We start from the raw sequence: 13,765 nt of genomic DNA, 5'->3' as shown, positions 1-13,765 counted from the left end.
TTTTTTTGGAATTTTGATATGAAAAAAGACAATAATTTCACATCTGAAGTCGATGGTAAGTTCGTTGATTTAGATGGTGAGCGTTACTACCAAATCTCTAATGTTGACCAAATGACGCCGTTTTTTATTAGCGTTGTATCGTCGAGCGATCACTGGTTATTTATTTCATCGACAGGCAGCCTTTCAGCAGGACGCATTCGTCCGGAAAATGCGCTTTTCCCTTATAAGTCTGTCGACCATATTCATGAAAACGCTGAAAATACCGGGTCGAAATCCATTTTTCGCATTGAACACGGTGACAAGGTTGTACTTTGGGAACCGTTCAACACGTTTCATGATGGGATTTTCCAGGTTGAACGTAACCTTTACAAAAATACGATTGGAGACAAGATCGTATTTGAAGAAACAAACCATACTTTGCAACTGAAATTCCAATACAGCTGGAATACGAGCGAGAAATACGGCTTTATTCGTCGTTCAAAGCTGACCAATTTAGCGAGCTTCGAGCGTAAAGTTGAAGCGCTAGATGGCTTACAAAATATACTACCTTCAGGCGCTCCACTATCAGCACTCCAAACAAGAAGCGCATTAGTTGATGCGTACAAGTGGAATGAGCAAGTTGATGGTAGTTCATTAGCACTATTCAGCATGTATGCCAAATTGAGCGATAGAGCGGACCCTGCTGAATCTTTGCTGGCGACGACAGTCTTTAGTTTAGAAACAGAAACTAGCCAAATTTTACTGACTAGCACTCAGGTGAATGCATTTAGAAAAGGGCGACCGATTGAAAGTGAGCCTTTGACTAAAGGGATTAGAGGAAGCTATTTAGTTCATAAGTCTCTGACACTGCGAGCACATCAAACCAAAGTTTGGTCGATTGTCGCTGATATAGACAAGACTCATTCCGATATCTGTCAGCTTCAATCTGAGCTCTCTGTTCCTGCTAACCTAGTATTAGCTTTAGAAAAGAGCATTGCAGATAATCAAAATGAATTGATCACATTGATGTCTGGCGCGGATGCGTGGCAAATAACAGCTGAAGAAAATACAAGCGTTCACCATTATGCCAATGTGTTGTTCAATAACATGCGTGGTGGCGTGTTTGAAAACGGCTATATGTTAGAAAAGGCTGACGTAGTTAAAACTATGGAAAAGGCCAACTCTCAGGTAGTTGGCCGCCATCAAGACTTTTTTGAACAGTTAGGGGATGTTTTCAGCCATTCCGAATTAGTTTCGCGCGCTAAAGCGACAGGAGATTCTCAATTAGTTCGATTGAGCTACGAGTATCTACCGCTTACTTTTGGACGTCGTCATGGTGACCCTAGTCGCCCTTGGAACCACTATGAGATTAAGCTCAAAGATGAAAATGGCGAACGCTTACTTTCTTATCAAGGCAACTGGCGTGACATTTTCCAAAACTGGGAAGCGATGGCTCTTAGTTATCCTGGGTTCATCAAATCATTCATCTCTAAGTTTGTTAATGCTTCAACGGTGGACGGCTACAATCCGTATCGAATCACTAAAGATGGTGTAGATTGGGAGCTGTTAGAGGCGGATGATCCTTGGAGTAACATTGGTTACTGGGGCGATCATCAAATCATCTATCTATTAAAATTCCTTGAGCTGGCAGACAAATTTGAGCAAAGCGATCTTATCGAATTACTAGAAAGTGACATTTTTAGTTATGCCAATGTGCCTTACGAGCTTTGTGGAGTGCAAGGTCTCTTTGATAACCCTAAAGATACCGTTGAGTTCAACCAAGACCTGCAGGAACTGACAGAGCAACGTGTCAAGAGTTTAGGCAGTGACGGTCGCTTGTTGATGACGGGTGACCAAGAAGTTTATATGGTCAACTTAATGGAGAAGATACTCGTCCCTTTGTTGGCGAAATTGAGTAACTTAGTGCTTGATGGTGGTATTTGGCTCAATACACAACGTCCAGAATGGAATGATGCAAACAACGCTATCGTTGGCAACGGTCTGTCAATGGTAACCTTATACTACATGCGTCGCTATGTTGCCTTTATGCAGCGCTTGTTAGAGAAGTCACCATCTTCATACAGTATTTCCAAAGAAGTGTTTGAGTGGATGTCTTCTGTTACACAGATTGTTTCAGAGGCAAATACAGAGATTCGTCAAGATACGGTAACTCGTCAAACTCGCAAAGCAATGCTGACTAAGCTGGCTAAATCTGCTGCTAACTATCGTGAGCGTGTTTACCGAGTAAATGGATTTTCAGGGAAAACGAAAGTTGAGAAAGAAGCGATTGTTCAATTGATGGGCGCGAGCTTAAAAATCCTGGATTCTACGATTACAAACAACTTGCGTGAAGACGGTTTGTATAATGCGTATAACATCTTGAGTTGTTCTGGTGAGAGCTTAATGGTTGAAGAGCTTTACCCGATGCTAGAAGGACAGGTTGCAGTATTAAGTTCGGGTCTATTATCACCTAAACAAGCGGTTGAGTTGTTGGATAAATTGTTTGCCAGTGATATGTATCGTGCTGATCAAAATAGCTTCATGCTTTACCCTGACCGCGAGCTGGCTTCTTTTATGGACAAAAACTGTTTAGACGCTAAAGACATTGATCAGAGCAAATTGTTAAGCATGATGGTTGTTGCCAAAGATAACAGATTAGTAAACCAAGACAGCAAAGGTTCTTACCATTTCAATTCAAGTTTTGAAAACAAAGGTTTCCTTCAGACTGCGATTGATGAAATTAAAGCCGATTACCCGTCAATTAGTGATGATGAATTTTGTCATGTATCTAGTTTGTATGAGCGTGTATTCAACCATAAAGCTTTTACTGGGCGTTCGGGCACCATGTTTGGTTATGAAGGTTTAGGTTGTATCTATTGGCATATGGTTTCTAAGTTGCTGCTAGCTGTGCAAGAAAATTATCAGCATGCTTGGAGTATGGATTCTAATAGTAAGGAAACTCTGAAATTAGCGGATTACTATTACAAAGTGAGAGCTGGTATTGGCTTCAACAAAACGCCGGAAAACTACGGTGCGTTTCCGACGGATCCGTATTCTCATACGCCAAAGCACTCTGGAGCACAGCAGCCAGGGATGACAGGGCAAGTTAAGGAGGAAGTGATTACCCGTTTTGGAGAGCTAGGTCTAGAGGTCGTTGATGGCACAATTGTAATCAACCCATCACTTCTTAGTCCTAAAGAGTTCTTGCAAAAAGCGGCGACTTTTGACTGCCAAAATATTGAAGGACAAATGCAGAGCTTTATTGTTCAGGCTGGGCAACTGGCGTTTACTTACTGTCAGGTACCATTTATTTACCAACTCAATGATGAGCCAACACAGGGTATTGAAGTTCAGTTTAAAGACGGATCAAGTGAGGTATTTGCATCGTTAACGCTAAATCGTGAAATGGCTTCACAGCTCTTTTCTCGTAGTGGTCTCATTGAGAAAGTTGTTGTCGTATTGTCAAAGCACCAGTTACGCTAATTCTAGTTTAAAGTGAAATAAAAAGGCTCTAAGTGAATACTTAGAGCCTTTCTTATAATTGTAAAAATAGGGTGTTTGATTTACGAAAATCAAAGCTTGGCCACGGACTCTCTTACAATCAATGTCGGGGTTAATTTGTGCTTCAATGGGTAGTCGCGTTTATTAATTAACGATAAAACACCTTTTGCAGCTTCTTCTCCCATTTCATGGACAGGAAAGTCGACCGTCGATAAGCGAGGACGAATATGCTGGCTATGAGTATCGTTATCGAAGCCTACGACCGAAAGGTCTCGCCCAATAATGAGGTTTCGCTCTGCTGCTACGTCATATACCGCAAGTGCAATGTTATCGTTTTGACAGAAAATTGCGGTGATCTCCGGGTCTCGATCTAACAAGCGTCGTGCAGCGTCGTGGTTGCCTTGATGATCAAAGCGCCCCTCTACAAACAGCCCTGCATTGTATTCGATTCCGAACTCTAACAATGCATTTCGATACCCTTGAAAGCGATCTCTACTATCAACTTTACTCAACTGGCCTGTGATACAAGCGACTTTTTTATGCCCGTTTTCAAGTAAGAGCTTCGTTGCAAGGTAGCCACCAAGCTCATTATCAATGTAAATACAGCGATCAGAAATCTCAGGAATAAAACGGTTGAGAACAATCATTGTTTCACTGCCTTTCGCTATTTTGATCAGTTCGTCATCACTGAGCTTGTCTGAGTGAACAATGAGGCCATCCACAAGTTTAGATTGCAAAAACTGGATGGAGTCTAGCTCTTTGGTGCGTGATTCTTGGCCACTGGTAACGATCAAGTGGATATTGCTCTGGCGAACAGTATCTTCAGCCGTGTGCATTAATGGGCCATAGAAAGGGCCATCAAGTGAGCCGACTAACATGCCGATACTATTTGAACGGCTAGATGCTAGAGCTTGGGCAAATGCATTCGGTTTGTAACCTAACTGCTCAATCGCTTTGAATACTTTTTCGCGATTGGCCTCTTTTACCGTAGGGTGACCATTCAATGCTCTTGAGACGGTTGATTGAGAAACTTGAGCAAGTTCAGATACTTCTTTAATGGTGATCAATGGTAGTGGCCTTATCTCTATTAGGAGTTAACTAAGCTATATTACCTTTGTGGTTTGCACGAGCCTAGTAATCCAATGATTAATATTTGAAAACTCTGAACTGCTTAACGCTTAATTTAATTCTTAAGCATACAAAGTAAGGTAACGGATATTTTCATAGACATCATAAAATATCAAGAAAGCGTTTTCTTTGGTGCTATTATCAAAGAAAACGTACTTTTTGAGTATTGAACAGATATTTTTTAAAAAGATACCAGTAAATATAGGCCTCTTAGGAAATTAATTCATCGATCCGCAATGAAATTTAATTGGGGTTCTGCTCGAATTACAATCAATTTTAACAAAATGTGAAATCAAACAAGAAAGCGCTTTCTTTGGGTGATCATGGTCTCTTTTTAACGCTAGGCACTTTTATATACTCATTTTCATAAAGGCGGGCATGGTATCTCCGCGTCATGTTCGTAAGTCACTCATTAATCGATTTTATCTTTATGGGGCACCCATATTACGTGTCGCCTGTTTGGAAGGTCGTGATACAAGGAGCTGTAATGCAACATCTCAACACTCAGGTAAAAATATTAGCGTCTTTGACTACCGCGGCATTGATGTCCGGTTGTACGACGGTAGAACTACCGGCTTCTGGCAGTGCCGACTTAGCTCAAACCGAAAAGCCGATTGTGCTATCCCATGTACCGGTTGTTTCAAGCTCTGATTGGCAATTGGTGTGGGAAGACCAGTTTAACGGTGAGCAAATAAATAAACGCAATTGGTCATTAGAAGTGAACTGCTGGGGAGGAGGGAACAATGAACAACAGTGCTATACGGATGATCCGAATAACGCGTTTGTTAAAGATGGCCTTTTACACATTGTCGCGCTGAAGAAAAGTCATACTGGGCCTGATAATGCTGAAGGCTCGCTTGGTGGAGCAACGAAGACTCTTCCTTATACCTCTGCGAGATTGAGCAGCAAAGACAAGCGTGACAACAAATATGGCCGTTATGAAATCAGAGCAAAGTTACCTGGTGGACAAGGTTCATGGCCCGCAATCTGGATGCTGCCAACCGATAATAAATATGGCTCATGGGCAGCTTCTGGCGAAATCGATATTATGGAAGCGGTTAACCTAAACACACTTTCAGATGCGGCGGGAGCGAAAAATGATGATCTAGAGAGCCGAGTCTATGGGACGTTACATTACGGACGAAATTGGCCAGACAATGTTTATAAAGGGCAGGCCGCGATATTGCCAAATGGTGTGAACCCTACTGATGGCTTCCATACATACGCGATTGAGTGGGAAGAAGGTGAAATTCGTTGGTATGTAGACAATATTCATTACGCGACTCAAACTCAAGAGGGTTGGTACAGCCAATATGAAGCGGAAGAAGGGAAACTCATTAATGCGAGTGGAGCAGCTCCGTTTGATGAAAAGTTTCATTTGTTATTGAACTTGGCTGTCGGTGGGGCGTGGTCAGCAAACGCAAATGATAAAGGAATCGACGAAGGTTTGTTTCCGAAAACAATGCTAGTTGATTCAGTAAAGGTTTACCGTTGTAAGGTTGATCGTTGGAAAGGAAAAGGGTGTGCAAGTCGTTCTGAACACGCAATACAAGTAATCGGGCACGAAGCTCCAGAGATCTTAGCAACCGATGATAGTTATGCCGATGGACCAACGTTGGAGATTTTTACCGAAACTCTTAACGCAAGCTTGGCTTATGCAAGTTATGACCCATTGGATATTGTTGACTATCAAGAACTGACCGAACCAGATCGTGGAGCAGTGCTACAAGTGAATAAGAGTCAAGGAGCAGGAAATATCTATTTTCGTTCTCCTGTAACGGATGTGACACATTGGCAAGAAACGGGTGAACTGGTCTTTGATTTGAAAGTTGAGAGTATGGCTGATGGGGTTGAACTACTGGTTAAGATGGACAGTGGCTGGCCGAAAACAAGTGACTATACCGTGCCGCTATCAGTAATGAATGAATGGAAGACGGTACGTATTCCAATAGCTGACATTTTAAAGAGAGACAACCGTTTTGCTGGTGGGAATCAAGCTGATCCTACAGTGATCACTAATCTTTTAGTGTTTGAGCCTCAAGGAGAAATGAGTTTTAAATTAGACAATATTCGATTTGAAAAGTAAGCCTTTTAACTAGTTACTTTTAATCAAAGCTTGAATAGAAAGGGAGCATACTATGTATGTTCCCTTTTTTTTGCGATGATTTTTGCGGGAGGAAATCGTTTATGTGCTCGAGGCAAATTCTGCGTGATTGAACGGACCGATACGTTCTTATTATGTGGTCAGTGATATTTTACTTAGTTCCATAATTGTTCAAACAAAATACTTAACATCTTGGGTTTTTGTGACTCACGCATAAGAAAGCGCTTTCTTTGTTGGGTTTGATCACGGTTTATATTCACAGGATCGATTTATACTCTTTCCATACCAACTGAGCGGTTAAAGCCAATAAGATTAAGAGTGCATAGTAAATGTGGGCTTAGATTTGATCTTCTTTAAATCTGTTCGATTGGTTTTTTTAAGAAAAATAAAGAAAGCGCTTTCTTTGTGAAAGTATAATTTAGAACATGGAGTTATTATGAAACTTTCTAAGCTTACCCTTGCTTGTTTAGTCGCTACAGCTGGCTTGTCTACTGCACCTGCTGTACATGCCGAAAAATCGGATGGATTTGAATTTCACGGTTATTTCCGTGCTGGTGTTCTATTCAGTGAAAATGATGATTTTAAACGTGCAAAGTTCCCTGCATCTAAAGAGCGTTTAGGTCGATTGGGTGTTGAGTCGGATAGTCACTTTGAAGTTGCACTGCAGAAAAATTTTGAGAATGACGGTGGTCAGAAAATTCGAATCAAAACACGAGCTGCAGCCAACAATGCGGAATATGCAACCAACCAGCTTGGTGCCAATGCCGATGCAACCAACAGCGAAATTGGTATGGCAGAAACTTTTGTCGAGTTTGAAGGTGTATCTGAAACCGGTGTTGTATGGGGGGGTAAGCGCTTTTATGGTAAAGATAATTACATCTTTATGACCGACTTTTTCTACACGGATATGTCGGGTACTGGTGTTGGTATTGAAGGTGTTGAGCTAGGTGGTAATAAGTGGGACTTTGCTTACATTGCAAGCGATGATTCTGGCGATACAAGTTTCTGGGGTGACAGCAACAATATCATGCATGCACTTCATGCTGGCGTGAACTTTGGCAGTGTTGAACTTCACGCTATGGCTAAGTATATGCCAGACAATATGGTCGATTTAGGTTTTGGTAATGGTCCAGAAGCATTCGCTGAGAATGGCTATGAAATGACGGCAATTGTTCACACTGAGTCTGTCTTTGGGTTGTCAGATAAAGGCTTTACAAAATACATCGCGCAGGCTGGTAAAGGCTTAGGTTCGGGTAACCTTTTAGGTGGTACTCTTACAACTTACAACACGTACAAGCCTGGTAGCGACTATCAAAGTTGGTTAACGACAGGCACGGGCTGTGGGACGTCTTGTTTGAAGGCTGTTGATGAAAACGATGTATCACTACGTGCTTTAGCATGGGGTGGGTACTTTTTTGACAATGGTGTGAATATTTTCCACTCTCTTCAAACCCAGTACAACGATTTTGACAATGGCGACACAGACGGCTGGGTATCAGCAATGGTGCGACCAACGTTCCCAATTTCAGAAAACTTCTTTATCGCTACCGAAGCTGGTTACATGTACAACTACGAAGACCGTAATGGTGAGTCAAAGAATTCTTATGATTACAAGCTAACAGTAGCACCGACTCTAGTTGTGCACTCTGGCTTCGGTCCATCTCCAGAAATTCGCTTTATGGCATCTTACCTTGATGGTGAAATGCAAGACGGCACGGGTAAAGAGGGCGACTTTGTTGTAGGTATTCAAGCTGACATGTGGTGGTAGAATTTTTTACCTTCGGGTCTTAAGTGATATCGAGCATACCGGGGGAGTGGTATGACGGCCTTGCCTTTAGGGCGGGTAAGGTTCTCGATATCCCTATTTATTGCAATAGTTGATCTCTTTCCTAGCAGCACAAAGAGTTTCATTTTTATTGCTATGAGTCTTCCATATTTGAATTTCTTTTCAAATGTGTTCTTGCCAAAGATACTCATTGACCGCTTCGAAAGAAGCGGTTTTTTTATGTGTGACATATCTAATCTTTTAATCTTTTAAGGTTTAAGGGGCAAAGGATTATGAGTTATGGGAAGAATGTTGCTTTCTAAATTCTCGAGGGCTGCATCCATTTTGGGTCTTAAAACACTTGGAGAAATAATTGCTGTCAGAAAAGCCGCAAGACTCAGCAATGTGTTGGATGCTTTTGTTGTCGTTTAACAATAAGGTTGCCGAGTGTCTAATTTGAAGGCCTTTGATGTATTGGCTCGGGGATGTATTTAAAAACTGCCTGAATAACCTTTCTAGTTGCCTTTTGCTGATATACGCCGCTTGTGCAATGGCTTCTGTATCTAATCCTACTTCTTTGTAATGACGGTCAATATGTGCGAGAGCACGGCTCAATGCTAGGGTTGTTTTTGGTAAGCTATGGGTCTGTTCTTGATATCGCCGAGCAAGTTCTATCGCAAGTTGCTGCATTGTGCTCGTCAATATGATTTCAAACCCCTGTTCTGCATTGTCGTATTCCGATTTGATTTGTTGTAGAAGTTCATTGATTCGTTTCAACTGAGAAACTGATAACGTAAGCTTTGCTTGATATTCCGACGCTTGTCGAGCAATCGGTTCTACCTTGAAAAGTGCTTGATAGCCCGGCATTTGACGCATTGAAGGAACCTCAAAAAAAGGCAATGCCGTATCAAACATCAAGTTTACAATCTTCAGTTTATTTACTTCACAAAATCCATGTTCAATATCCCCATTAATAACAAATACATCTCCTGTACTTAAAGGGTAAGTGTGGCTAGCTACCGTATGCTTCCCGCTACCACTCACAACTAAGAAAAGTTCAGAAAAGTCATGGCTATGTACGTCAAAGTCGAAATCGTGATGACCATCGACATAGGCAAATTTTATCTGGGGATATCTCTGATGACTTTGGAGTCTAAATTTGGTTTTCATGTCGCTATTTTACCCATAACTGTCGCTTATTTGGTAGTTACACGCCGTAGTTAAGATTACTATTTTTTGAACAAAGACAATATTAACTTTTAGAGCGAGAGGTCAAATTTTTGCTCTAAGTAAAAAAATGGTAGGACTCAAAATGAATACTGTGGAAATTCTCGAAGCACAGAAGCAGCTTGCACCAATAAGTCGACAAGCGGCTACTGAGGGCATTGTGCTACTAAAAAATAGTGATTCAATATTGCCATTGCAGACTAGTGATACGGTGTCTCTTTTTGGTCGATGTCAGATTGATACCTACCGAAGTGGCACTGGATCTGGTGGAGCGGTGAATGTGCCTTATTCCGTAAATGCATTACATGGCTTGCATGAAAATCCAAACATCAATCTTAATCTCAGTTTGGTGGAGGTATACCAACGTTGGGTCAAGGACAACCCGTTCAATGACGGCGGTGGTGGTTGGGCAGTAGAACCTTGGTTTCAAGATGAAATGCCTCTTTCAACTTCAGCTGTGATGGATGCTGCCGCCAAATCTAACAAAGCCATTATCTTTATCGGTCGAACGGCGGGTGAGGATCAAGACAATGCACAGCAGCAAGGCAGTTACAATTTAACCGCGCTCGAAATGCAAATGTTGGAGAAAGTGACGGGACATTTTGATGATGTCATTGTGATACTGAACGTGACCAACATTATTGATATGTCATGGGTAAGCTCACTCAAAGATGCAAGGTCGCTCAAGGCGATTTTGTATAGCTGGGCTGCAGGGATGGAAGGTGGGCATGCATTAGCTGATGTTTTATCAGGTGATGTTAGCCCGAGTGGACGTTTGACCGACACTATTGCGCACTCTTTATCTGATTACCCTTCCAGCGCTAGCTTCGGAAATAAAGAGCGTAATCTGTACCAAGAAGATATCTATGTTGGGTACCGATACTTTGAAACCTTTAACCCAAAATCCGTTCAATTTGAATTTGGTTTCGGGCTTTCCTACACCAAATTTTCAAATAAATTAAATGCATTAACGATTCTTGGATCCGGCTCTGAACAAGAGTTGGTCTTCGATATTGAAGTTAAAAACATAGGCGAGAAATACAGTGGTAAGGATGTTGTTCAACTGTATGTTGAATCGCCTCAAGGCCAGCTGGGGAAGCCATCTAGAGCACTTACAGGATTTGCAAAAACACCCACTTTGGATCCAAACGAAACAGCACGTGTGAAGGTTTCATTTCTTCTATCTTCGTTAGCGTCATTTGATGATAGTGGTAAGACGGGCCACCCTAATAGCTATGTACTTGAAGCAGGGGAATATCAGTTCTATTTGGGAGGCAGCGTTCGACAAGCAAGGCTGGTTGACGAAAGCATAAAAGTTGATGAACTAATAGTTGTTGAGCAACTAACGGAAGCTCTGGCACCCGTCACCGCTTTTAAAAGGCTCGTTCCAAAAGAGATAGGGCAAAATGGGGTTTACAGTTGCGACTATGAATCTGTGCCACTACGAAGTGTAGATTTGAGCAAACGTATCCTAACTGAACTCCCAACTTCGATTCCTTTTAGTGAAGATAAGGGAATCAAGTTGCTTGATGTGAAGCAGGGACAGGCGAATATTGAGGCGTTTGTATCGCAAATGACGGTACAACAGCTGGCGACAATTGTTCGTGGTGAAGGCATGTGCAGCCCCAAGGTAACCCCTGGCACGGCTGCGGCTTTTGGTGGTGTATCACCAAGCTTGTTTGATTTAGGTATCCCTATTGTTGCGGCTGCTGATGGCCCATCGGGTATCCGAATGGATAGTGGACACAAAGCATCACAAGTCCCGATTGGCACGCTATTGGGCTGCACATGGAATACAGAACTGAATGAACAACTGTTTTATTTAGTAGGGAAAGAGATGCAAGCCAATCATATTGATACATTGCTTGGGCCTGGGATTAACATTCATCGTCATCCTTTGAACGGGCGAAACTTCGAGTATTTTTCTGAGGATCCTCTTTTGACCGGAGCTATGGCGGCGTCTCAGGTTTCTGGGCTTAGATCTGCAGGCGTGTCCGGTACTATCAAACATTTGGTTGCGAACGACCAAGAAACTGGACGATTTGATGTTGATAGTGTGGTTTCTCAGCGAGCGCTCCGTGAGATTCATCTAAGGCCTTTTGAAATAGCGGTAAGGCAAGGGCGAGCTTCAAGCATTATGACCGCTTACAACCCCATCAATGGTCACTGGGCTGCATCTAATTACGACCTCAATACTACTATTCTTCGAAAGGAGTGGGGCTATAAAGGGATAGTGATGACGGATTGGTGGGCAAAAATGAATGACCCAATCAAAGGAGGTTCTGAAAGCCGAAGTTACACATCCTTTATGCTTCGCTCTCAAAATGATTTGTATATGGTCGTTGAGCACGATGGCGCTGAAAGTAACGCATCAAACGACGATACATTACAGGCGCTTGAAAATGGGATGTTGAGTTTGGGAGAGTTGCAACGAAGCGCGATAAATATCTGTCGCTTTATTATGGATTCTCCAGCAATGGATCGCCCATTAGTCATTTTTGATCCAGTTAAGAGCTTTGAGGCGACCCAAAATCTTGATAAACAACAGAGTAAAACTGATGGGGACTTTTGCTCTCTGACGGCGAAGCAACGTGCAATAGAATTACCACTTAATATCAGAGAAAACCGCAGCATTGTTTTGGAAGTTAAACAGGCTGGTGTGTATCGATGTGCAGGTATTGTTAATTACGATAGCGGCACTTTGGCTCAATCTGCGTGTAGTTTGAGTCTCAATAACGTATATGCGATGTCTCTATCAGTGAATGGTACTAATGGCGAGACAGTTTCAGTTGAGGGGCTTTCCGTTAAGCTTGATAAAGGCTTTTATTCGTTGGATATTGAATTCATCAAATTAGGCTTAGAATTAGAGCAATTAGAATTCTCGTTTATGCCTGAATAGGGCTGAGGGATAACAGTCGTTTATTTAACTCTCGTTTGCTCAAAAAAGAGGTAAAGTGAGAGAAAATAAACGACTACTTTGAGGCTGAGTTATTGTGCTTTTTGATATTGCTTCATCGCGTCAACAAAGGAGTTTCGCATCCCTTCGATTCCTAATCGCTCAGATTCTTCAACGTAAGTCAGTGCTGCACTAAAATCTCCAGATGAAACCGAGTTTTCTATAAGAGTTTGATAAACCTCTTTCTTATTCAGTGTATTTTCCGTTAATAAATCTGATTGGGCTACGGTTGATTCTGGAATAATTTGTTGAACTCGCTTTTGACGGTTTTGTTCTTCAACAACGGTGGTTACCGCTGTGAATTTAAAATCAAAGGAGACTTTCCCGATTGCAGAGTGGGGGATGGCGTAGTCCGTGTTATGGGCGATGTTTGCCTGGATATCGCCAGAACGTATCGCCATATCACTTGGTTTTTCGACAGGAGTTGTTTCCGCGAGTGCTTCGCTGGTTGTGAATACGACCAAGTAAGCAGGAGCCTCGCCGTTTAAGTAACGTTCTTGCAGTTCTATTTGTGCGCCATATCGAGCACCATCAAGCAGGCTAAGTGGCTGGTACTTAATGCTTTCATTGCCAATGACATCTAGCGGCTGGTAATTTTTGTCTAAGACCAAAAGTGACGGAACAAATGCAGAATAATTAGCATTTGAAGTCAATGAAAAACGAATAGCATCTAGTGTTGTAGGAAGCTTTAGCCCTCCAGCAAAGGACCGGCCAGATTTGAACTCGATTTTAGGGCTTGCTGTGGTGATCGAAACAGATGTCTCTTCTGGGTTCGTAATGCTTTGATATTGAATGGTATTCAGGTTTTCGCAGCAGTTTTCGTTATTTTGTAGTGACTCTAGCCCCGGAGAAGTTTTGTGGTAGCTAACCGGTGACTCTGTCACTGTTGAACAGGCGCTGAGTGCGAATACCGCTGGTAGTATTGCTAAATATTTCATAATTTCTCACAGTTAAAAAAGCATATCTGATTTAGAGTGCCTAATTGATAATAGAGACACACTACAAGAAAGCGCTTTCTTTTTGAGTGACGAACGCCAAATTTAAAGAAATAGTCGCTAATAATTAGTACGAATTAGGTAACAGGCTGCCGTTGATCTGTTATTTA

General features: G+C 42.0%; 7 protein-coding genes. 4 read left to right on the top strand and 3 right to left on the bottom strand.

All coding sequences use genetic code 11. From position 1 onward, the window contains the following. Positions 1-18: 18 nt before the first annotated feature. Positions 19-3,462 carry a hypothetical protein gene (locus AC3CID_RS09985; protein WP_488526497.1) on the top strand — a complete coding sequence of 1,148 codons (3,444 nt, stop codon included), beginning with the start codon at positions 19-21 and terminating at the stop codon, positions 3,460-3,462. A gap of 89 nt (positions 3,463-3,551) precedes the next feature. Here the strand turns inward: AC3CID_RS09985 and AC3CID_RS09980 are convergent, their stop codons facing one another. Beyond that, the gene (locus tag AC3CID_RS09980; protein ID WP_146455857.1) at positions 3,552-4,547 is read right to left on the bottom strand and encodes a LacI family DNA-binding transcriptional regulator; all 996 of its coding nucleotides are present in this window, start codon (positions 4,545-4,547) and stop codon (positions 3,552-3,554) included. 548 nt (positions 4,548-5,095) lie between these two features. On the opposite strand from AC3CID_RS09980, the gene AC3CID_RS09975 reads away from it, so the two are divergent. Next, positions 5,096-6,694, top strand: a complete 1,599-nt coding sequence (locus AC3CID_RS09975) for a family 16 glycosylhydrolase (RefSeq protein WP_488526496.1) — start codon at positions 5,096-5,098, stop codon at positions 6,692-6,694. A 454-nt stretch (positions 6,695-7,148) separates the two neighbouring features. Further along, the gene (locus AC3CID_RS09970; protein ID WP_054547316.1) at positions 7,149-8,480 is read left to right on the top strand and encodes a carbohydrate porin; all 1,332 of its coding nucleotides are present in this window, start codon (positions 7,149-7,151) and stop codon (positions 8,478-8,480) included. A 288-nt stretch (positions 8,481-8,768) separates the two neighbouring features. On the opposite strand, the gene AC3CID_RS09965 is transcribed toward AC3CID_RS09970, so the two are convergent. After that, positions 8,769-9,647 (bottom strand): helix-turn-helix domain-containing protein, encoded by an 879-nt coding sequence (locus AC3CID_RS09965; protein ID WP_488526495.1) that lies wholly within the window; start codon positions 9,645-9,647, stop codon positions 8,769-8,771. 142 nt (positions 9,648-9,789) lie between these two features. On the opposite strand from AC3CID_RS09965, the gene AC3CID_RS09960 reads away from it, so the two are divergent. Next, positions 9,790-12,603 (top strand): glycoside hydrolase family 3 protein, encoded by a 2,814-nt coding sequence (locus AC3CID_RS09960; protein ID WP_488526494.1) that lies wholly within the window; start codon positions 9,790-9,792, stop codon positions 12,601-12,603. An 89-nt stretch (positions 12,604-12,692) separates the two neighbouring features. On the opposite strand, the gene AC3CID_RS09955 is transcribed toward AC3CID_RS09960, so the two are convergent. Next, on the bottom strand, positions 12,693-13,598 hold the full coding sequence (locus AC3CID_RS09955) for a MalM family protein (RefSeq protein ID WP_171310826.1): 906 nt from the start codon (positions 13,596-13,598) through the stop codon (positions 12,693-12,695). Between the last annotated feature and the right edge of the window lie 167 nt (positions 13,599-13,765).

Source organism: Vibrio sp. QJM3NY_21 (genome assembly GCF_057785975.1).
This window is presented reverse-complemented; position numbering and strand designations above follow the sequence as displayed.

What these genes read in the sequence shown, in the direction of transcription:
- AC3CID_RS09985 (WP_488526497.1), top strand. Translation starts at nt 19, where the DNA reads ATGAAAAAAGACAATAATTTCACATCTGAAGTCGATGGTAAGTTCGTT.
- AC3CID_RS09975 (WP_488526496.1), top strand. Translation starts at nt 5,096, where the DNA reads ATGCAACATCTCAACACTCAGGTAAAAATATTAGCGTCTTTGACTACC.
- AC3CID_RS09970 (WP_054547316.1), top strand. Translation starts at nt 7,149, where the DNA reads ATGAAACTTTCTAAGCTTACCCTTGCTTGTTTAGTCGCTACAGCTGGC.
- AC3CID_RS09965 (WP_488526495.1), bottom strand. Translation starts at nt 9,647, where the DNA reads ATGAAAACCAAATTTAGACTCCAAAGTCATCAGAGATATCCCCAGATA.
- AC3CID_RS09960 (WP_488526494.1), top strand. Translation starts at nt 9,790, where the DNA reads ATGAATACTGTGGAAATTCTCGAAGCACAGAAGCAGCTTGCACCAATA.
- AC3CID_RS09955 (WP_171310826.1), bottom strand. Translation starts at nt 13,598, where the DNA reads ATGAAATATTTAGCAATACTACCAGCGGTATTCGCACTCAGCGCCTGT.